Annotated in this window: 12 protein-coding genes, 5 tRNA genes and 1 riboswitch; of the genes, 10 read left to right on the forward strand and 7 right to left on the reverse strand. The window is 73.5% G+C overall.

Annotated elements, in window-relative coordinates; translation table 11 throughout:
• Positions 1-12: 12 nt before the first annotated feature.
• The 5 genes from hrpA to ABZ836_RS26765 form a co-directional block, all read right to left on the reverse strand.
• Positions 13-4,005 carry an ATP-dependent RNA helicase HrpA gene (hrpA, locus tag ABZ836_RS26745; RefSeq protein ID WP_361146238.1) on the reverse strand — a complete coding sequence of 1,331 codons (3,993 nt, stop codon included), beginning with the start codon at positions 4,003-4,005 and terminating at the stop codon, positions 13-15.
• A gap of 124 nt (positions 4,006-4,129) precedes the next feature.
• Positions 4,130-4,206, reverse strand: a tRNA-Phe gene (locus ABZ836_RS26750).
• A gap of 24 nt (positions 4,207-4,230) precedes the next feature.
• A tRNA-Asp gene (locus ABZ836_RS26755) sits at positions 4,231-4,305 on the reverse strand.
• A gap of 47 nt (positions 4,306-4,352) precedes the next feature.
• Positions 4,353-4,425: transfer RNA gene (locus ABZ836_RS26760), tRNA-Glu, on the reverse strand.
• Positions 4,426-4,505: 80 nt separating this feature from the next.
• Positions 4,506-6,140, reverse strand: a complete 1,635-nt coding sequence (locus tag ABZ836_RS26765; RefSeq protein ID WP_361146241.1) for a metallophosphoesterase — start codon at positions 6,138-6,140, stop codon at positions 4,506-4,508.
• A 105-nt stretch (positions 6,141-6,245) separates the two neighbouring features.
• Between ABZ836_RS26765 and ABZ836_RS26770 the strand changes: the two genes are divergently transcribed.
• The 9 genes from ABZ836_RS26770 to ABZ836_RS26810 all read left to right on the forward strand — a co-directional run bounded on the left by ABZ836_RS26770 (position 6,246) and on the right by ABZ836_RS26810 (position 15,184).
• Positions 6,246-6,596 (forward strand): metallopeptidase family protein, encoded by a 351-nt coding sequence (locus tag ABZ836_RS26770; protein WP_356132276.1) that lies wholly within the window; start codon positions 6,246-6,248, stop codon positions 6,594-6,596.
• A 107-nt stretch (positions 6,597-6,703) separates the two neighbouring features.
• Positions 6,704-7,228: a hypothetical protein gene (locus ABZ836_RS26775; RefSeq protein WP_361146244.1), complete on the forward strand. Its 525-nt coding sequence runs from the start codon at positions 6,704-6,706 to the stop codon at positions 7,226-7,228.
• A gap of 230 nt (positions 7,229-7,458) precedes the next feature.
• Entirely contained in the window at positions 7,459-9,768 is a 2,310-nt protein-coding gene (locus ABZ836_RS26780; protein WP_361146247.1) for a DEAD/DEAH box helicase, read from the forward strand.
• A 141-nt stretch (positions 9,769-9,909) separates the two neighbouring features.
• Positions 9,910-9,982: transfer RNA gene (locus ABZ836_RS26785), tRNA-Lys, on the forward strand.
• Positions 9,983-10,054: 72 nt separating this feature from the next.
• Positions 10,055-11,224 (forward strand): dihydrofolate reductase family protein, encoded by a 1,170-nt coding sequence (locus tag ABZ836_RS26790; RefSeq protein ID WP_361146250.1) that lies wholly within the window; start codon positions 10,055-10,057, stop codon positions 11,222-11,224.
• Positions 11,225-11,273: 49 nt separating this feature from the next.
• Positions 11,274-11,347: transfer RNA gene (locus ABZ836_RS26795), tRNA-Met, on the forward strand.
• A gap of 164 nt (positions 11,348-11,511) precedes the next feature.
• A complete protein-coding gene (locus ABZ836_RS26800) occupies positions 11,512-12,648 on the forward strand; it encodes a PP2C family protein-serine/threonine phosphatase (protein ID WP_356132264.1) in 1,137 nt (378 codons plus the stop codon).
• 299 nt (positions 12,649-12,947) lie between these two features.
• Positions 12,948-13,087: riboswitch (cyclic di-AMP (ydaO/yuaA leader) on the forward strand.
• 11 nt (positions 13,088-13,098) lie between these two features.
• Positions 13,099-14,133 carry a M23 family metallopeptidase gene (locus ABZ836_RS26805; protein ID WP_356132261.1) on the forward strand — a complete coding sequence of 345 codons (1,035 nt, stop codon included), beginning with the start codon at positions 13,099-13,101 and terminating at the stop codon, positions 14,131-14,133.
• A gap of 106 nt (positions 14,134-14,239) precedes the next feature.
• On the forward strand, positions 14,240-15,184 hold the full coding sequence (locus ABZ836_RS26810; RefSeq protein ID WP_361146254.1) for an aldo/keto reductase: 945 nt from the start codon (positions 14,240-14,242) through the stop codon (positions 15,182-15,184).
• 157 nt (positions 15,185-15,341) lie between these two features.
• Here ABZ836_RS26810 and trmB read toward each other — a convergent pair whose 3' ends face one another.
• Both trmB and ABZ836_RS26820 read right to left on the reverse strand, forming a co-directional pair.
• Complete coding sequence (gene trmB, locus ABZ836_RS26815) at positions 15,342-16,103, reverse strand: tRNA (guanosine(46)-N7)-methyltransferase TrmB (RefSeq protein WP_356132255.1); 762 nt, start codon at positions 16,101-16,103, stop codon at positions 15,342-15,344.
• Between the two features lie 137 nt (positions 16,104-16,240).
• Positions 16,241-17,665 carry an MFS transporter gene (locus tag ABZ836_RS26820; RefSeq protein WP_356132252.1) on the reverse strand — a complete coding sequence of 475 codons (1,425 nt, stop codon included), beginning with the start codon at positions 17,663-17,665 and terminating at the stop codon, positions 16,241-16,243.
• A 648-nt stretch (positions 17,666-18,313) separates the two neighbouring features.
• On the opposite strand from ABZ836_RS26820, the gene ABZ836_RS26825 reads away from it, so the two are divergent.
• Positions 18,314-20,458: an asparagine synthase-related protein gene (locus ABZ836_RS26825; RefSeq protein ID WP_361146258.1), complete on the forward strand. Its 2,145-nt coding sequence runs from the start codon at positions 18,314-18,316 to the stop codon at positions 20,456-20,458.
• The last annotated feature ends 36 nt before the right edge of the window (positions 20,459-20,494 follow it).

The raw sequence follows: 20,494 nt of genomic DNA on the forward strand, positions 1-20,494 counted from the left end.
CCCCCGTGCGCGTCACGGTGCGAGCTGGTCCACGGTCTTCACGATCCGCTTGTCCGACACCGGGTAGGCCGTCCCCAGGGCGTGCGCGAAGTAGCTGACCCGCAGCTCCTCGATCATCCACCGGACCTCCCGGACCTCCGCCGGGACCGGCCGGCCCTTGGGCATCTGCTCCAGCAGCCAGGCGTACTCGTCCTGCATCTCGTGGACCTTCTCCATGCGGGTGGTGTCCCGCTGGACGTTGGCCGCCATCTGCTGGAGCCGGCGGTCCGCCGCCACCAGGTACCGCATCAGGTGCGGCAGCCGCGCCAGTCCGGCCTCCGTCACGAAGCCCGGCTTCACCAGGCGGTCCAGCTGGGCCCGGACGTCGGTGAGGTTGGGCAGCAGCGCCGGGCTCCGCACCGATTTCAGGCGCCGCTCGCAGGCCTGCCAGGCGGCCAGCACCTGCTGCACCTGGCCGACCGCGCGCACCGTGGTGTCCACGATCTCGGCCCGCACCTTGTCGTAGAGCTTGCGGTACGACTCCTCGTCCCAGACCGGGCCCCCGAAGTCGGCGATCAGCTTGTCCGCCGCGGCGAGCGCGCAGTCGTCGAAGAGCGCCTGCACCGAGCCGTGCGGGTTGGCCGAGAGCGCCAGCTTCTGCGCGTTGGTCAGCCGGTCCAGGGCGAACTTCGCCGGATTCACCGGGATGTTGCGCACGACGAGCCGCCGGGTGCCCCGCCACATCGCCTCGGCCTGTTCCGCCTCGCTGTCGAACAGCCGCACCGAGACGGTGTCGCCGTCGTCCACCAGCGCCGGATAGGCCTTCACCGGCTGGCCGGCCCGCTTGGTCTCGAAGACCCGGACGAGCGTGCCGATCGTCCAGTCGGTCAGCCCCGACCGTTCGAGCGAGGGGCCGCCCGAACGCTCCGCGGTGGCCGCGGCGGCCTTGGAGATGGCCTGGCGGGCCTTCGGGCGCAGCTTCAGCTTCAGCGCCTCGAGGTCCTTGTCCTCGGCCAGCTTCCGCCGCCGCTCGTCGACAATCCGGAACGTGATCGTGAGGTGGTCCGGCACCTTCGACCAGTCGAAGTCACCGGGTTCCAGCCGGACGCCCACCATCCGGTTCAGCTCCCGTGCCATCGCCACGTCCAGCGGCTCCGGGCCGGGCGTCGCCACGCCGAGGAAGCGCTGCGCGAAGTTCGGCGCCGGCACGTAGTTGCGCCGGATCGGCTTGGGCAGCGAACGGATCAGCTCGGTGACCAGTTCCTCGCGCAGGCCGGGGATCTGCCAGTCGAAGCCCTCGTCGGTGACCTGGTTGAGGACCTGCAGCGGGATGTGCACGGTCACGCCGTCCGCGTCCGCGCCGGGCTCGAACTGATAGGTGACGCGGAACTTCAGCGGGCCCTGCCGCCAGGAGTCCGGGTAGTCGTCCTTGGTGACCGTCCCGGCCTTCTCGTTGATGAGCATGGACCGCTCGAAGTCGAGCAGGTCCGGCTCCTCGTGGCGCTTGTGCTTCCACCACGAGTCGAAGTGGGCGCCCGAGACGACGTGGTCGGGGATCCGCCGGTCGTAGAAGTCGAAGAGGGTCTCGTCGTCGACCAGGATGTCCCGGCGACGGGCCCGGTGCTCTAGCTCCTCGACCTCGGTGAGCAGCTTGCGGTTGTCCGCGTAGAACTTGTGGTGGGTGCGCCAGTCGCCCTCCACCAGGGCGTGACGGATGAACAGCTCGCGGGATGCCTCCGGATCGATCCGCCCGTAGTTCACCTTCCGCTGGGCGACGATCGGGACGCCGTAGAGCGTCACCTTCTCGTACGCCATCACCGCGGCCTGGTCCTTCTCCCAGTGCGGCTCGCTGTAGGTGCGCTTCAGCAGGTGACCGGCCAGCGGCTCCACCCACTCGGGCTCGATCCGGGCGTTGACCCGCGCCCAGAGCCGGGAGGTCTCCACCAGCTCGGCGGACATCACGAACCGCGGCGGCTTCTTGAAGAGCGCGGAGCCGGGGAAGATCGCGAACTTGGCGTTGCGGGCGCCCAGGTACTCGTTCCGGGGGGAGCCCTTGCCGCTTTCCCTGCCGGTGCTCTTCGCGGCGTCCTTGACGTCCTTCATGCCGACGTGGCTCAGGAGGCCGGCCAGCAGGGAGACGTGGACGGACTGTTCGGAGGCGTCCTGCTCGTTGAGGCGTATGCCCATCTGCTGGGCCACCGACCGGAGCTGGCTGTAGATGTCCTGCCACTCGCGGATCCGCAGGAAGTTCAGGTACTCCTGCTTGCACATGCGGCGGAACGTCGAGGAGCCGCGCTCCTTCTGCTGCTCGCGGATGTACCGCCACAGGTTGAGGAAGGCCAGGAAGTCGCTGGTCTCGTCCTTGAACCGGGCGTGCATCTGGTCGGCCTGCGCCTGCTTCTCGGAGGGCCGTTCGCGCGGGTCCTGGATGGAGAGCGCGGAGGCGATCACCATCACCTCGCGCACGCAGCCGTTCCGGTCCGCCTCCAGCACCATCCGGGCGAGCCGGGGGTCCACCGGGAGCTGCGCCAGCTTCCGCCCCAGCTGCGTGAGGCGCTTGCGCGGGTCCTTCTCGGTCGGGTCGAGCGCGCCGAGTTCGTGGAGGAGCTGGACGCCGTCACGGATGTTGCGGTGGTCCGGCGGGTCGATGAAGGGGAACTTCTCGATGTCGCCGAGGCCCGCCGCCGTCATCTGGAGGATGACCGAGGCCAGGTTGGTGCGCAGGATCTCCGCGTCGGTGAACTCCGGGCGCGACACGAAGTCGTCCTCGGAGTACAGCCGGATGCAGATGCCGTCGCTGGTACGGCCGCAGCGGCCCTTGCGCTGGTTGGCGCTGGCCTGGGAGACCGGCTCGATCGGCAGCCGCTGCACCTTGGTGCGGTGGCTGTAGCGCGAGATCCGGGCGAATCCGGGGTCGATCACGTACTTGATGCCCGGCACGGTCAGCGAGGTCTCGGCCACGTTGGTGGCGAGCACGATCCGGCGGCCGGAGTGCTGCTGGAAGACGCGGTGCTGCTCCGCGTGGGAGAGCCGGGCGTAGAGCGGCAGGATCTCGGTCGACCGGTACTGCTTCTTGGAGAGCGCGTCCGCCGTGTCGCGGATCTCCCGCTCGCCGGAGAGGAAGACCAGGATGTCGCCCGGTCCCTCCGCCATCAGCTCCTCGCAGGCGTCCGTGATCGCGGTGATCTGGTCCCGGTCCGCGTCCTCGGAATCCTCTTCCAGCAGCGGCCGGTAGCGCACCTCCACCGGGTACGTCCGCCCGCTGACCTCGATGATCGGGGCGTCGCCGAAGTGCCGGGAGAAGCGTTCCGGGTCGATCGTCGCCGAGGTGATGACGACCTTCAGGTCAGGGCGGCGGGGCAGCAGCTGGGCCAGGTACCCCAGCAGGAAGTCGATGTTGAGGGACCGCTCGTGCGCCTCGTCGATGATGATGGTGTCGTAGGCGCGGAGGTCGCGGTCGGTCTGGATCTCGGCCAGCAGGATGCCGTCCGTCATCAGCTTGACGAAGGTGTCCTGGCCCACCTGGTCGGTGAACCGCACCTTCCAGCCGACGGCCTCGCCCAGCGGGGTGTCCAGCTCCTCCGCCACGCGCTCGGCGACCGTACGGGCCGCGATCCGGCGGGGCTGGGTGTGGCCGATCATCCCGCGCACGCCGCGGCCGAGCTCGAGGCAGATCTTGGGGATCTGGGTCGTCTTGCCGGAGCCGGTCTCACCGGCGACGATCACGACCTGGTGGTCGCGGATCGCCTCGGCGATGGCGTCCTTCTTCTGGCTGACCGGAAGGTTCTGCGGATAGGTGACGGCCGGCACCCGGGAGGCGCGCTCGGCCATCCGGGCCTCGGCCTTGTCGACCTCGGCCGCGATCTCGGCCAGCACGGCGGCCCGGGCCTCGGGCTTGCGGATCTTCCGGGCGCCCTCGAGTCGCCGCCCCAGCCGGTTCGCCTCCCGCAGGGAGAGCTGGGCCAGGCGGTTGGCGATGTCGCCGAAGGCGGGCGCGGCGGTGGCGGAGGCAGGCTGCGTAGACATACGCGTTCCAGGATCGCACCTTCCCGAACGGGGTGGCGAGCGCATTACCCGGCGGACGGCCCGTGAGGCGGGGGAGTGCCGGACGCGAAAGACCCCCTTCGGATACCGAAGGGGGTCTTTCTGGTGGTGGCTGGGCCCGGGGTCGAACCGGGGACCTTCCGCTTTTCAGGCGGACGCTCGTACCAGCTGAGCTACCCAGCCACGAGGTTTCACGTGAAACCTCAGCGGTCCTGACGGGATTTGAACCCGCGGCCTCCACCTTGACAGGGTGGCGAGCACTCCAAACTGCTCCACAGGACCAAGCGTTGTGCGCGTCTTGCGTTAACAGTGTCGCACACGATCTTGCGTGCCCCCAACGGGATTCGAACCCGTGCTACCGCCTTGAAAGGGCGGCGTCCTAGGCCGCTAGACGATGAGGGCTATACGGCCCGCCTGGGCGCTTCTCAGCGCGTCGGGGACGTGAGAAGCATAGGTGATGCCGAGGGGTATCGCCAAAACGTTTACGACCCGCCCTCCGACCGCCGTGGCGAGGGCTGCGTGGACGGCGTGCCGCCGGGGCTCCCGGAGGGCGAGTCCGACGGCGGTCCGGCCGACGGACCGGACGGGGAGCCGGACGGAGACGGGGAGCCGCCGCCCGGCTGGTTCTCCTCCACCAGGTGGCGGCTGACCTCGGCCGTGGTGAGGCCCAGACCGCCCAGGCGTATCTCGTCCCAGGCCTGCAGCCGGCGGCTGTCCCGGTCCAGGTAGAGGACGGACGCCTCGATGGGATCGGGTTCCTCGCCCTCCAGCGCCCGCAGGCCGCCGCCTCCGGTCGAGCCCTCGATCCGCAGCCGCGTGCCCAGCTTCAGCAGCTTGGTCTTCTGCTGGTGGACGTGACCGGAGAGCACCAGCGGCACCACCCCGTCCACCTTCCGCGCGGCCTGCGGGTCGTGGACCACGGCGACGTCCACCGGCTCGCCCGCCCGCCGGTGGTCGCGGATCTCCGCGGCGAGCTGCACCCCGGCCCGCTCGGCCGCGGCCTTGCCGCCCCGCGGCCTGCTGCGGTCCGGCGTGAACTGCGGGTCGCCGATGCCCGCGAACCGCAGCCCGGCGACGTCCACGGCCCGGCCCTCGTCCAGGACGTGCACGTCCTCCAGGTCGGAGAGGTAGGCCTGGGTGTCGCGGGAGTCGTGGTTGCCGCGCACCCATATGTAGGGGGCGCCCAGGTCGGGGATGGGGTCCAGGAAGCGGTTCTCGGCCTGGGTGCCGTGGTCCATGGTGTCGCCCGAGTCCACGATCACGTCGATCTCGTACTGCTCGACCAAGGAGGAGATGATCTCCCAGCTCGCCGGGTTGAGGTGGATGTCGGAGACGTGCAGGACCCGGATGGTGGTGGGGTCGGGCTGGTAGGCCGGCAGGGTGCTGGTGGCGTCGTAGAGCTTGGTGACGTTGGTGACCAGACGGGCCAGCTCCTGCTGGTAGACGTCGAAGTCGGAGACGATGCTGCGCGCGTTGCCGACGACCGAGGGGGCCGAGGAGAGCAGGCCGGAGAAGCGGGGCTCCAGAACCGAGTTGGGGTTCCAGGTGGCCCAGGCGGTGCCTCCGGAGACGCCCAGCAGGGCCAGCGCCAGGCCGCCGGTGGCCAGGGCGCGGCGCGGACGCCGGTAGACGACCAGCCCCAGTGCCGTGGCCCCCACGACCACCGCGATGCCGGACCGGAGGGCCAGGGTGAGGATGCCGCTGCCCACGTCCTGGGTGATGGCTTCCTGGAGGCCGGAGATGCGCTCGGGGTGGTCGACCAGGTCGCGGGAGCGCTCGGGGTCGAGCTGGTCGACGTCGACCTGGAGCCGGAAGGGGGCGGTGTGGCTGTCCAGGGTGAGCGCGCCCAGCGGCGGGATCCGGATCTCGGTCCTGCCCTCGAGGGACGGCCGCAGGGCCATGGTGGTGTTCACCGGGCCGACGGGCGCGCGCACCGCGCCGACGGTCAGCAGGCCGAGCCAGGCGCCGGCCAGCACCACCGCGACCAGCCCCGCGGCCCGGGCCACGGGGTGCGCGCGACGGCCGAGCTCGGGCCGGGCGCCGGTGGCGGACCTCCGTTCCAGCAGGGCGCGTATCCGGCGCGGCAGGTCGTGGAGTCGGACGCTGATGCGGGGCATTGGGTCCGTATGCCCAGGCCCGCGAGCGGATACGCGGCGCGCGGGAAGTGGTGCGGCGGGCTCCGGACGGGTGTGTGACGGGGCGTTGTGGCACAGAATGGCGGTGTGCTGGAGATGACGCGCGAGGAGTTCGAGGAAACGGTGGCGGAGGCCCTCGACCGGATCCCGCCGGAGCTGACGCGGTTGATGGACAACGTCGCCGTGTTCGTCGAGGACGAGCCGCCCGCCGAGGATCCCGACCTGCTCGGGCTCTACGAGGGGACGCCGCTGACCGAGCGGGGCGAGTGGTACGCGGGGGTGCTGCCGGACCGGATCACCATCTACCGCAACCCGACCCTGCGGATCTGCGACACCAGGGAGGACGTGGTCGCGGAGACCGAGGTGACGGTCGTTCACGAGATCGCCCACCACTTCGGCATCGACGACGAGCGGCTCCACGACCTCGGCTACGGGTGACCGGTCCGGATGGATCGCGGGGGCGCACGGGCGTGTCCTCTTGCGCCCGGCGGCAGTTGGACAGGGTGACTCTCCCCCCGCCCTCGGAGGTGGCTTCCGTGCGCCGTGTGCACGTACCCGTTCGTCTCGCCGCCGCGGTCGCCGCCGTCTCCGTCGTGGTGACCGGTTGTGTGGACCTGCCGGGTGAGGACTCCGGGCGGTCCCGGCCGGCGCGGACCTCCGGGACCGCAGGCGAGGAGAGCGGCGCGGGCGGGGCGGGGGCGCCCGGCGGCTCCGGCTTCGACCCCCGCGTCACCAACGAGGGAGCGCGTCCCGAACCGGGCGGCGACCGGCGCCCCGGCCGGTCCGGGAAGCCCGGGCGGCCGGGGGACCGGAAGGACGGCGAGCGGCCCGGGGAGAGCGAGGGGCCCGGCGCCACCGACCCCGGCGGCGTCGAGGAGCCGGAGGGGCCGGACCCCGTCGAGCCGGGGGAGCCCGCCCCGGAGCCGCCCAGCCAGGAGCCCACCGTGGTGCCTCCGCAGCCGTCCCCGCCGCCGCCCTCGCCGGACCCGACCCAGGTCCAGCCCTCCTCCGCGCTGCCCCCGTCGCCGGCCACGGCGCCCGAGGCACCCGGGACCGGAGTGGCCGTGTAGTGGCCCGGAGATGTGGCGTGCGTCGCTTCCCTCCTTCTCGTTTGCGCCGGGGGGCACGAGGTGCGTATGGTGGGAGATCGTTTGATCCCATTTGCCCGGCGCAGCGACGAAGAGCGCGCCGTGTGGCGCGTTCTCTCCCTTGCCGTGGCTGACCGCATCGAGGCGGTTTCTCGCGAAACACGGAGTTGACGGGCGCGTGCCGACGAGACTCCGGAAGGTTTCGCTTACGCATGTCCATTTCCAGTACTGATCAGTTCGTCGTCTCCGAGAACGGGACGGCCGTCGAGCTCGACGAGCAGCTCGACGAGAACACCACCGGGTCCCCCGAGGCCCCCGACGCCGCCGACGTCGCCGAGGCCGCGCAGGAGTCGGCCGTCGAGGAGACCGGCCCGTCCTTCGCCGACCTGGGCCTCCCCGAGGGCGTCGTGCGCAAGCTGGCGCAGAACGGCGTCACCCAGCCCTTCCCGATCCAGGCCGCGACCATCCCGGACGCCCTGGCCGGCAAGGACATCCTCGGCCGTGGCCGCACCGGCTCCGGCAAGACCCTCTCCTTCGGTCTGCCGACCCTGGCCCGCCTGGCCGGCGGCCGCACGGAGAAGAAGCGCCCCCGCGCCGTCATCCTCACCCCGACCCGTGAGCTGGCCATGCAGGTGGCCGACGCCCTGCAGCCCTACGGCGACGTGCTCGGCCTCAAGATGAAGGTCGTCTGCGGCGGCACCTCGATGGGCAACCAGATCTACGCCCTGGAGCGCGGCGTCGACATCCTCGTCGCCACCCCGGGCCGTCTGCGCGACATCATCGGCCGCGGCGCCTGCTCGCTGGGCGACGTCGAGGTCGCGGTCCTCGACGAGGCCGACCAGATGTCCGACCTGGGCTTCATGCCCGAGGTCACCGAGCTGCTCGACCAGATCCCGGCCGGCGGCCAGCGGATGCTGTTCTCCGCCACCATGGAGAACGAGATCAAGACCCTGGTCGACCGCTACCTGGAGAACCCGGTCAGCCACGAGGTCGACGCCGCCCAGGGCGCCGTCACCACGATGTCGCACCACATTCTGATCGTGAAGCCGAAGGACAAGGCTCCGGTCACCGCGGCCATCGCCTCCCGCAAGGGCCGCACGATCATCTTCGTCCGCACCCAGCTGGGCGCCGACCGCATCGCCGAGCAGCTGCGCGACGCCGGTGTGAAGGCGGACGCCCTGCACGGCGGCATGACCCAGGGCGCGCGCACCCGCACCCTGGCCGACTTCAAGGACGGCTACGTCAACGTCCTGGTCGCCACCGACGTCGCCGCCCGCGGCATCCACGTCGACGGCATCGACCTGGTCCTCAACGTGGACCCGGCCGGTGACCACAAGGACTACCTGCACCGCGCCGGCCGCACCGCCCGGGCCGGCCGTACCGGCACGGTGGTCTCGCTGTCGCTGCCGCACCAGCGCCGCCAGATCTTCCGCCTGATGGAGGACGCGGGCATCGACGCCTCGCGCCACATCATCCAGAGCGGCACGGCCTTCGAGCCCGAGGTCGCCGAGATCACCGGCGCCCGCTCGATGACCGAGCTCCAGGCGGAGTCGGCGGCCGGTGCCGCCCTCCAGGCCGAGCGCGAGGTCGCCCAGCTCACCAAGGAGCTGGAGCGCCTGCAGCGCCGCGCCGCCGAGCTGCGCGACGAGGCCGACCGCCTCACCGCCCGCGCCGCCCGTGAGCGGGGCGCCGACCCGGAGGCCGCGCTGGCCGAGGCCGCCGTCGTCCGTGAGGCCGCGGAGGCCACCGAGGCCGCCGCCGTCTCCGTCCCGGAGCAGCCCACGGCCCAGCACGTCGACCGGACCGAGCGCGAGGAGCGGCCGCAGCGCCGCGAGGAGCGCCGCGACGACCGCGGTGACCGTGGCGGGTTCCGCCGTGACGACCGCGGCGAGCGTGGCGGCCGTTCCTTCGAGCGCCGTGACGACCGTGGCGACCGTGGCGGGTTCCGCCGGGACGACCGGGGTGACCGTCCGTTCAACCGTGACGACCGCGGCGGCCGTCCCTTCGAGCGCCGCGACGACCGGGGCGACCGTGGCGGGTTCCGCCGGGACGACCGCGGCGACCGTGGCGGCCGTTCCTTCGAGCGCCGTGACGACCGCGGTGACCGTGGCGGGTTCCGCCGGGACGACCGCGGCGACCGCGGTGACCGTGGCGGGTTCCGTGGCAACGACCGGGGTGACCGTCCGTTCAACCGTGACGACCGTGGCGGCCGTCCGTTCGAGCGCCGCGACGACCGGGGCGACCGCGGTGGGTTCCGCGGCAACGACCGGGGTGACCGTCCGTTCAACCGTGACGACCGTGGCGGCCGTCCCTTCGAGCGCCGCGACGACCGCGGTGACCGGGGTGGCTTCCGCGGCAACGACCGTCCGTTCAACCGCGACCGCCGCGACGACCGCCCGGGCTTCCGCTCCGGTGGCGCCTCGGACCGCCCCTTCGGCCGCCGCGACGACCGTCGTGACGACCACCGCGGTGGCTCCTTCGGCCGCCGGGACGACAAGCCGCGCTGGAAGCGCAACGGCTGACGCGCCCGCGCACACCGCCTGTGAGGGCCCGCACGACCCCGGTCGTGCGGGCCCTCCGCGCTTCCCGTGCGCCGCCGGCCGCGGATACCCGCTCGGACCGGAGGCCCCCTCCCGCTATGCTCGGGGGAGCAACATCACCCTGGGCCCTTAGCTCAATTGGCAGAGCAGTGGACTTTTAATCCATTGGTTGTGGGTTCGAGTCCCACAGGGCCTACTCCTGACGCGGCGCATGCGCCCGGCCGAACCCGGCCGGACCATGCGCCGCCGTGCGTCCCGGAGCCGCCCCATGCCGCACCCCTACGTCCTGCTCTCCGCCGCCGTCTCGCTCGACGGCCACCTCGACGACACCGGGCCGGAACGGCTCCTGTTGTCCGGCCCCGAGGACTTCGACCGGGTGGACGAGGTCCGGGCGGCGAGCGACGCGATCCTGATCGGCGCCGGCACCCTGCGGGCCGACGACCCCCGGCTGCTGATCCGCTCAGCGCGGCGCCGTGCCGCACGCGTCGCCGCCGGGCTGCCGGAGTTCCCGCTGAAGGTCCTGGTGACCGGATCGGGTGAACTCGACCCCGCCGCCCGCTTCTGGCGGACCGGTGGCCGCAAGGCCGTCTACACCACCAGGAGGGGCGCACCGCGGGCGCAGGAGGCGCTGCGTGGCCGGATCGACGACACGCACGGCGTGGACGTCGTCCCGGTGGGGCCGGAACTCGACTGGCGGGCGGTCCTGGAGCACCTCCACGCCGTGTACGGGGTGCGGCGGCTGATGGTGGAGGGCGGCGGCAGCGTCCACACCCAGCTGCTGCGGCAGGGCCTCGCCGACGAGCTCCAGCTCGCCGTCGCCCCGCTGCTGGTCGGGGACCCCGGCGCGCCCCGGCTGTTCGGGCCCGGCGCCTACCCGCCCGGCCGGCTGCGGCTGAAGGAGACCCGGCCGGTGGGCGACATGGTCCTGGCCCGCTACCGGCCCGTGGCCCCGGGCGCCGGCCCGCTCGCCTCGGCCGCCGACCGCCACTGGCTCGCCCTCGCCTGCGACCTGGCCCGGGAGTGCCCGCCGTCCACGACCGCGTTCAGCGTCGGGGCCGTGGTGGTGGCCGAGGACGGGACCGAGCTGGCCCGGGGCCACTCCCGGGAGGGCGGCGACCCGGTCGTGCACGCGGAGGAGGCGGCGCTGGCCAAGATCGACCCCGCCGACCCGCGGCTTCCCTCGGCCACCGTCTACAGCAGCCTGGAGCCCTGTGCCCGCCGTGCCTCCCGCCCGGCGCCGTGCGCCCGGCTGATCCTGGACGCCGGGGTGCGCCGCGTGGTCACCGCCTGGCGCGAGCCCGACACCTTCGTCCCCGGCGCGGACGGCAGCGGAGTGCTGGCAGCGGGCGGGGCCGAGGTGGTGCCGCCGACCGCGTATCCCGAGCTCACGGAGCGCGCGAAGGCGCCCAACCGGCACCTGCTCGGCGGGCCGGCGTGAACCGATTCGCTTTTTCCCGCGGGAATGTCGTACAGTAAAGACACAACGACGCGGGGTGGAGCAGCTCGGTAGCTCGCTGGGCTCATAACCCAGAGGTCGCAGGTTCAAATCCTGTCCCCGCTACTGAAGGCTCAGGGCCGGAATCCTTTCAGGATTCCGGCCCTGAGTGTTTGCGTCTGCAGGGCGGCCGGTCCGTGGGGCCCCTTCCGCGGGGCGGCCGGGCGCCGCTTCAGCCGGGCGGGGCCCACCGGTCGCCGGTTCCGGCCGGGAGCGGAACCATGGAGGGCATGCTGCGGCGAGGTGGACCGGTGGACCCGGCGGTCGAACCCCCCGCCGTCGGACGCCACCGGCGGTGGGTGCACTACGCGCGGATGGTCCTGCGCGTGCTGCCGTGCCTGACGCTGCTGTTCGGCCTGGTCTACGACCGGGTCACGCCGCCGGACGTGACTCCCGTGCCGTTCTTCGCCGCCGCGCCGCTGATCGCCGCTCCCCTCTACACGCTCCGCGCCACCGCGGTGATCGGGCTGCTGTCGGTGGGGTGCACGGTGGCGGTGCTGCTGTTCCGCGACGCGCTCTCGGCGGCCCAGTTCGCCACCGAGCTGTTCACCGTCGTCATCGTCGCCGCGCTGGCCGGCGTGGTGAACACCGTGGTCCGGCGGGGGGACGTACGGCTCGCCACCGCCCGGGAGATGGCCGAGGCCGCGCAGCGGGCGGTGATGCCGCAGCCGCAGACGCGGCTCGGCGCGCTGCGCGTCGCCTCCCTGTACGAGGCCGCCCAGCAGGAGGCGAGAATCGGCGGGGACCTCTACGCCGTGCAGGACACCCCCTACGGCGTGCGGATGATGCTGGGCGACGTGCGGGGCAAGGGGATGACCGCCGTCACGGCCGTGGCGGTGGTGGTCGGCGTCTTCCGCGAGGTCGCGGAGCGGGCCGCCACCATCGAGGAGTGCGGCCGCAGGATGGACCAGGCGGTGGTGCGGGAGCGGGAGCGCCGGGCGGTGGAGCTGGAGAAGGCCGAGGGCTTCGTCACGGCGGTGTTCGCCCAGTTCTCCCGGGACGGCCGGACGGTGCAGCTGGTCAACCACGGCCATCCGCCGCCGCTGCTGCTGGAGCCCGGGGCGCGGCCGCGGTACCTCGAGGTGGGGGAGCACGGCGGACCGCTCGCCCTCGGCGAGATGGTCGGCCCCGCCCGGTCGGGGCCCCCGGTCGAGGTGCGCCCGGGCAGCGTCGTCCTCTTCTACACCGACGGCCTGACCGAGGCCCGGGACGCGCACGGCGTGTTCTACGACCCCGTCGAGCGCCTGGACGGCAGGGTGTTCGGCGAACCGGAGGAGCTGCTGGGCTTCCTGTCCGAGGACGTGGCCCTGCACGCGGGAGGCGGCGTGGAGGACGACATGGCGCTGCTCGCGGTGCGCTGCGGCTGACCGGCCGGGACCGCCGGAGCGGGCGGGGACGGGCCGGGCGGGGACGGGCCGGAGCGGGCCGGAGCGGGCCGGATCAGGGACCGGAGGGGCGCCGTCGAGGACGTGGGGGCGCGTGGTGATCAAGCCAATCCGGTCGGTGACATGTGACCGAGACCATGTCCGTTTCGCCCAGATGCACATCCATAGGTTCGGGCCAAAGCGTCGGGGGATGTGAAGGAACGGCTTGGAATTGAGCCACCGCTTATATTAACGTTCGATAACGCAGCGCGCGGCTGTCCCAGCCGTCACCAGCGACGGCTCCGTGCGCTCTGCCGAATCCCGCGAGGGAACCGGGGAACCACTTTCCGGGGTGAATCGGGCGTATCTCTGTATACGCGCGTAGGAGACCTTCCCGCTCCGAACCCGTCAGCTAACCCGGTAGGCGAGACGGAAGGAAAGGAGCACGCCCCCGTGGCGTCGAACCGACCTGCCCCTGATCTGCTTTTCGTGCCGAGCCAGCGTGAAGCTGCCGACGCGTACGGCCCCGCCACCGGCTTCGCCGGCGAGGCTTCCCACGAGGAGTGGAACCCCAGCGAGGGAACCGTCCAGAGAGGCCGCCACCGGGTGGCCAAGCAGCGCGGTCTCGCACGGAGTTCGACCGTTCTCGGCGTGGGCGTGATCGCCGCCGTCGGTGCGGGCGGCATGGCCACCGCCGCCCCCGGCAAGGCGCCCGTGCAGATCACCATGCCGAACATGCCGTCGCTCGACCCGGTCACCTCCCTGCTTCCCGGCGGGTCCGAGGCCGAAACCGCGGCCGACGACGCGCCCAGCGTCCTCGGTGAGATGGGCGTCGCCCCCGCCGAGAGCGCGTCCTCCGGCGACGCCGGCGAGGCCCTGCGCGCCCGCATCATGGCCCAGGCCGCCCAGCAGCAGGAGGAGGCCGACGCGCAGGCCGAGCAGGAGGCCCAGGAGGCCGCCACCCGCGCCGCCGCCGAGAAGGCCGCCAAGGAGAAGGCCGAGGCCAAGGCCCGCGAGGCCGCCGCCGAGAAGGCCGAGCAGGAGGCGAAGGCCAAGGCCGAGGCCGAGCGCCTCGCCAAGCTGGCCGCCAGCTACGTCGCGCCGGCCGCGTCCTACACGGTCACCTCCACCTACATGCAGGCCGGCTCCATGTGGTCGTCCGGCTACCACACCGGCCTCGACCTGGCGGCCCCCACCGGCACCCTGCTGAAGGCCGTCCACTCGGGCACCGTCACCGAGGCCGGCTGGTCCGGCTCGTACGGGTACCGGACCGTCCTCACCCTCGAGGACGGCACGGAGATCTGGTACTGCCACCAGTCCTCGATCAATGTGAGCGTCGGCCAGAAGGTCACCACCGGTGACGTCATCGGCCGCGTGGGCGCGACCGGCAACGTCACCGGCCCGCACCTGCACCTCGAGGTGCACCCCGGCGGCGGGGACGGCGTGGACCCGAGGGCCTGGCTGGCCGACAGGGGCGTCAACCTCTGACCTCCCGCGCCCGCCCGGCGGTGTCCTGACGGTGTGTCCGAGCGCCGAAGCGCCGGAGTGCCGAAGTGCCGGAATGACCTGCCGGGCGGTCGCGTTGTCCACGGACATGACTGAACTGCGCAAGCTGGGCTCGTCCGGACTCGAGGTCTTCCCGCTCGCCCTCGGCGGCAACGTCTTCGGCTGGACCGCCGACGAACGGGAGTCCTTCGCCGTCCTCGACGCGTACACCGAGGCCGGCGGCAACTTCGTCGACACCGCCGACTCCTACTCCGCCTGGGTCGAGGGCAACGAGGGCGGCGAGTCGGAGACCGTCATCGGCCGGTGGCTCAAGGCCCGGGGCAACCGCTCCGAGGTGGTCGTCGCCACCAAGGTCAGCCAGCACCCGCGGTACCGGGGCCTGTCGGCCGCCACCATCAAGGCCGCGGCGGAGGCCTCGCTGCGCCGGCTGGGCACCGACCACATCGACCTCTACTACACGCACTACGACCAGCCCGACACGCCGGTCGAGGAGATCCTGCTCGCCCTCGACCAGCTCGTCCGCGAGGGCAAGGTGCGGGCGATCGCCGCGTCCAACATCAGCGCCGAGCGGCTCCAGGAGTCGCTGGACTTCTCCGAGCGCGAGGGCTACGCCCGGTACGTGGCGGTCCAGCCGCACTACAACCTGGTCTCCCGGGACACCTACGAGGGCCCGCTCCGGGACGTCGCCGAACGGGCGGGGCTGGCCGCCGTCCCCTACTACGCCCTGGCGTCCGGCTTCCTGACCGGCAAGTACCGCCCCGGGACCACGGTGGACAGCCCGCGGGCGGCGGGTGCGGGCAAGCACCTGGAGAGCGAGCGGGGCCGGCGGGTGCTGGAGGCGCTCGACGGGATCGCCGGGGCGCACGGCGCGGCGGTGGCCACGGTCGCGCTCGCCTGGCTGGCCTCCCGGCCGACGGTGGTGGCGCCGATCGCCTCCGCGCGCACGGCCGAGCAGCTGCCGGACCTCACCGCGGTGGCGGACCTCCGGCTCACCGAGGCGGAACTGGCGCGCCTGGACGAGGCCTCGGCCTGACCCCGGGGGCCGCGGTCGGCGCGGTCGCTGCGGCCCCCGGCGGCTCCGGGACTTCCGCGGCCCCGGCGGCTCCGGCGGCTCCAGCGGTCCCGGCGGCTCCACCGGCCCCGGCGGTTTCTGCGGTCCCGGCGGTCGCCGCGTCGGCCGCGGCGGAGCGTCAGACGCGGCGGAACAGCAGGTCGCGGACGACGTGCCCCTTGTCCAGCCCCTGTCCCTCGAACCGGGTCAGCGGACGGAACTCCGGGCGGGGGGCGAATCCGCCGTCGGGCCGGGTGTTCGCGAAGCGGGGGTGCGCGGTGAGCACCTCCAGCATCTGCTCCGCGTACGGCTCCCAGTCCGTGGCGCAGTGCAGCACGGCGCCCGGGCGCATCCGGGTGGCGGCGAGGTCCAGGAACTCGGGCTGGATCAGCCGTCGCTTGTGGTGCCGCTTCTTGGGCCAGGGGTCCGGGAAGTAGACGCGGAGGCCGGACAGCGCGTCGGGCGTGAGCATCTCGCGGAGCAGGATGATCGCGTCGCCGTTGGCCACCCGGACGTTGGTCAGGCCGCTCTTCTCGGCGAGGTTCAGCAGGTTGCCCTGGCCCGGGGTGTGCACGTCCACCGCGAGGATGTTGGTCCCCGGGTCGTCGGCGGCCATCTGGGCGGTCGCCTCGCCCATGCCGAAGCCGATCTCCAGCACGACGGGGTGGTCGTCGCCGAACAGGCCGGTGAGGTCGAGGACGCGGCTGCCGTCGATGTCCAGGCCCCACAGGGGCCAGAGGCGGTCGATGGCGTCGGCCTGGCCCGTGGTGACGCGGCTGCGGCGGGGCTGGAAGCTGCGGATGCGGCGCTCGAAGTGGGAGCCGGCCGGGTCGGGCTGCGGTCCGTCCGGGAACCGGGGGGTCCGCGGGGGGCGACGGTGGGAGTTCAGGTCGTCAGACACAATGCCCCGAGTTTACGGTCCCCCCACCCCCGGCACCCCGCACCCTCGCCCCCGGCCCGACCGTCCCAGGGGCGGGAGCCTCCGGGGAGTGCCCCCGGGGAGTGAGATCGGGCCGGGGCGCCCGGCCCGGGGGTGCGTCAGGCCGGGGTGCCGAGGAGGGGGCGGGCGCGTTCGCGTAACTCGACGACCCGCGGTTCGTCCCCGTACGGCTCGAGCCGTGTGAGCAGGTCCCGCACGTACTCCGTCGTCCGCGCGGACGAGATCCGCCCGGCGACCTCCACCGCCCGGACCCCCTGTTCGCACGCCGCGTCCAGGTTCCCCGACTCCAGTTCGGCCACCGCCGACACCACCAGTCGCAGCCCGTGCGACCGCACGTACTCCTCCGTCGGCCGGGACAGCGCCTGCTCGGTGAACCGCCGCACCTGCCCGGGAGCCTTCAGGTCCCGGTAGCACTCCGCCGCGTCGGCGCAGAACCGGTCGTAGCCGTAGAAGCCGAGCCAGCTCGGGTCGTTGTCCCCTTCACGGGACCGCTCCAGCCAGCTCTCGGAGGCCTTCAGCGCCGTCCCCGCCGCCGCCGCGTCGCCCGCCCTGGCGTGGGCCCGCGCCTCGACCAGGCGGAAGAAGCTCATGGTGCGGGCCGTGGCCAGCCCCCGGTTGCGTTCCACGGCCGCCTGGGCCAGGTCGACGCCCTCGTCGCCGAAGCCCCGGTAGGTGGCCTGGAGGGACATGGACGCCAGCACGTACCCGCCCAGCGGCACGTCCGCCGCCGCCCGCGCCAGCCGCAGCGCCTGGATGTAGTAGCGCTGGGCGGCCTCCTGCTGCCCGGTGTCGAAGGCCATCCACCCGGCCAGCCGGGTCAGCTCCGCGCTCGCGCCGAAGAGGGCCCGCCCCACGTCGTCGGAGTACGAGCCCAGCAGCAGCGGCGCCGCCTCCACCCGGAGGCACTCGGGGACCATCGAGGACCGCCAGTCGCCGCCGCCGTACTTGGAGTCCCACCGCCGCGCGTCCTCCGCCGCCTCCCGCAGCTTGCGGACGTCGCTGTGGCCGACCTTCAGCGGCGCCCCGGAGCCCTCCACGGCCGCCGCCTCGCGCGCCACCGAGGTGTCGGCCGGGGATATGAGCCAGCGCGAGGCGGGCGTGGCGTACGCGGACACCGCGAAGGAACCCGCCAGGGACTGCCAGATGCCGCCCGAGCCCGCCCGGCGGCCGGCCAGGTCGAGCCGGTAGAGCTCGGTCGCGGACTTCACGGCCTGCCCCACGTCGCGCGGGAAGGCCAGTCCCACCTCGGGTGTGGGATCGGCGTCCGCCAGCCCGATCTCGTGCAGCGGGACCGGCCGGCCCAGCTTCTGGCCGATCGCCGCGGCGATCAGATGGGGCGCCGCGCCCTGCGGCACCATCCCCTTGGAGACCCAGCGCGCCACGGACGTCTTGTCGTAGCGGAGCGTCAGGCCGCGCTGCGCCCCCAGGTCGTTGACCCGCCGTGCCAGCCCCGCGTTGCTGATTCCCGCGAGGGCGAGAACGGCGCCGAGCTTCTCGTTCGGCCCGCGTTGCTCCCTGGACATGGTCACCCCTCGGCAGAGACGGCTGCCGCGGTTGGCATAAACCCGCGGCATTCGTAAACCCAGCGTAGTTCTCCGAATCCCATGCGTTAAGGGGCATAGTTCCCTATGGCGAGATTGCTGCCCGTGCGGGAGTACGGACCGTGTCCACGTGCTCCTGGTGTGTGGCCGTGCGCCCGGCCGTGCGCTCTGCATCGCCGGCCCCGGGGGCGGTTCCATGGGTGGTGCGTGGGTCGGCCCGCTGTACTGGATCCAGCGGGCTGGGGGACACCGCCGCCACATCCCCGCGGGCGGCGGACCGGTCCGGGAGGCGCAGCCCGCCTCCCGGACCGTGCGTAACCCCTCCGTATGTACGGAGAGTGTGCGCGGGCCTCCGCAATCCGCGCACGAGCTGCGTAATTGGCTGAAAATATGCCCCCGGTCGAGGGGGGTTTTCCGGCCTTCCCGCCAGGGATTTGACGGCGCATCGGGTGGTCCGCGGGGCGCGTCAGGGGGCGCATTCAAGTCGCCCCGGTCAGGCGCCCCCCGGCCGGGTGGCCGGCGTCGTGCGTACGGAGGGCGCGTCGGCATGCCTCCGTGACACTCCCTTCGTGGCAGCATGGTGCACAGGTTCGCTCGTGCACTGGTTGTCCACAGCCTGTGGAGGCGTCGATGCGGTGGTTGGTGGGATGGAGCAGTGCCGCCGCAGGCCAACGGCCGCCCGGCTACGACCTCTTCGGTGACTACGGCGATCCGGGCCTCGACGGCCGTCCCGGCGGTGTCGCCGACGCGTACGACGACGAACTCCCCGAGCCGGTGGGCGCGCAGCAGCTGTGGGGCGGCCTCGACCCCCTCTGGGCGGTGGGCGACTGGCGGCCCGACGAGACCCGCGTCCTGACCGCCGACGCCCGCACCCGGATCGCCGTGGTGGGCCTCTGCGGAGCCACCGACGACCAGCTGCTCGCCGGGCTCTTCGCCGCCCGCGGCGGGGCGCTGCGCCACCTGACGGCCTGGCCCGGCAGCTACACCGTCGTCGTGCAGGTCGACCGGCGCACCACGGTCTGCGGCGACCTGGCCGGCGCCCGGCCCGTCTTCCACACCCCCTGGCGCGGCGGCACCGCCTACGCCACCGCCGGGCTGCCGCTCGCCGATCTGGTGGGCGCCAACCTCGACTTCGGGCACCTGGCCGCGCTGCTCGCCGCCCCGGAGGTCCCGGCCGCGCTCCAGGACTCCACGCCGTACGAAGGGGTACGGCGCATCCCGCCGGGCCACGCGCTGATCCTGCGGGCCGGCGCGCGGGAGGTCGCCGGGTACGAGCCGGTCGCCTCGCTCGCCGTGGCCGCGCCCTCCGTCGACCCGCACAGCGCCGTGGACGCGCTGCGCGAGGCGCTGGTGGAGGCGGTCCGCACCCGTCTGGCGGCGCCCCGGCACATGCCGGGCGACGGGATAGACCCCGGTCCGGTGCCCGGCATGGGACCCGCCGACCGCCGCGCGGACCGGATGCCGGTGCCGGGCATCGGAGCCGACCTGTCCGGCGGCCCCGGCTCCGCGACCCTCGCCCTGCTCGCCGCCGGGCTCCCCGGCCGGCCCGGCACTGTGCTCGGCCACGGCGCGGGCGCGGGGGAGCGGCTGCTCGCGGTCACCTTCAACGACCTCGCGGTCCGCGGTCGTGAGGCCGAACTGGAGCGGGCCGGCACCCTGGCCGCCGACCCGCGGCTGCGGCACGTGGTGGTGGCGGGCGGCGAGGAGGTCCTGCCCTACGCCGACCTCGACGGCCCGCTCACCGACGAACCCGGTCCTTCCCTGGTCTCCGCCGGCCGGCACCGCGCGCGGTTCGCGGCGGGCAGCGCCGACCACTTCATCGGTCACGGCGCGCGCCAGGTCATGGACGCCCACCCGGCCCGGCTGGCCGACCTGCTGATGGACCGCAAGCGCCGCCACCTCGTCCGGCCGACCATGGCGCTCGCCAAGGCCGACGGCTCCGTCCTGGTCCCGGCCCGGGTCTACGGCGCCGCCCGCAAGCTGGCACGCACCTCGTACCTGGCCGGCATGAACGATTTGGCGGAACGCCTGCGGCACCGCCGGTTCGACGACGCGGCCACCGTCGGCGGGGCGGTCGAGGCCTCCCTGGCCGCCCTGGTGTGGGCCACGCCCGGGCCCGCCGCCCGGTGGCTCACCGGTGAGGCGCTGGCCGACGTCTCCGGGCGTCTCCAGGCGGCGACGCTGCGCGCCGCGGGCGCCGGTCCGGGGCAGCGGCCCGGTGACTTCCGGGCGCGGGCCGCGCTGGCCCGGTACGCGGCGGACGTCCGGGTGCTGGAGCAGGCGGCCGAGGTCCGGGCGCAGCGGCTGCACGCGCCGTTCCTCGACAACCAGGTGGTGCGGGCGGGCCGCGCCCTGCCGGAGACGCTGCGGGTGCGGCCCGGGGCGCGGGCGGCGATCCTCCGCACGGTGCTGGAGAGCGCGGGCGTCGGCGAGCTGCCGCCCGGCTGGGGAGCGCCCAGCCACGCCACGGCGGCGGCCGCGGACCGGGCGGGGCTGCGGGTGGCCTCCGACGTCCTCGGGGAGCTGTTCGCCTCGCCGTTCCTGGCGGAGGCGGGGCTGGTCGAGGCGAGGGTGGTGCGGGGCGCGCTGCGGGCGGGCGTGGACGGCGACCCGTCGGCCCTGGCGGGGCTCGCGGACCTCGTCTCCCTCGAACTGTGGCTCCGTCGTCTCCTCGCCCGCCGCGGTACCTGCTGGACCGGCACGGCCCGCCGCCGCGCGGCCCCCGCCGGCCTCACCCCGGCCCGCCAACGCGCCCTCGGCCCGGCGACCCGCTGACCGGCGCCCGGCTGACCGGCGCCCCGTTGTCCGGCG

Origin of the sequence: Streptomyces sp. NPDC047130 (genome assembly GCF_040643475.1) — a bacterium.
Lineage (GTDB): Bacteria > Actinomycetota > Actinomycetes > Streptomycetales > Streptomycetaceae > Streptomyces.

Excerpts from the sequence above, each read along its gene's own strand:
- hrpA (WP_361146238.1), bottom strand. The coding sequence starts at position 4,005 with ATGTCTACGCAGCCTGCCTCCGCCACCGCCGCGCCCGCCTTCGGCGAC.
- ABZ836_RS26765 (WP_361146241.1), bottom strand. The coding sequence starts at position 6,140 with ATGCCCCGCATCAGCGTCCGACTCCACGACCTGCCGCGCCGGATACGC.
- ABZ836_RS26780 (WP_361146247.1), top strand. The coding sequence starts at position 7,459 with ATGTCCATTTCCAGTACTGATCAGTTCGTCGTCTCCGAGAACGGGACG.
- ABZ836_RS26790 (WP_361146250.1), top strand. The coding sequence starts at position 10,055 with ATGCCGCACCCCTACGTCCTGCTCTCCGCCGCCGTCTCGCTCGACGGC.
- ABZ836_RS26800 (WP_356132264.1), top strand. The coding sequence starts at position 11,512 with ATGCTGCGGCGAGGTGGACCGGTGGACCCGGCGGTCGAACCCCCCGCC.
- ABZ836_RS26810 (WP_361146254.1), top strand. The coding sequence starts at position 14,240 with ATGACTGAACTGCGCAAGCTGGGCTCGTCCGGACTCGAGGTCTTCCCG.
- ABZ836_RS26820 (WP_356132252.1), bottom strand. The coding sequence starts at position 17,665 with ATGTCCAGGGAGCAACGCGGGCCGAACGAGAAGCTCGGCGCCGTTCTC.
- ABZ836_RS26825 (WP_361146258.1), top strand. The coding sequence starts at position 18,314 with ATGCGGTGGTTGGTGGGATGGAGCAGTGCCGCCGCAGGCCAACGGCCG.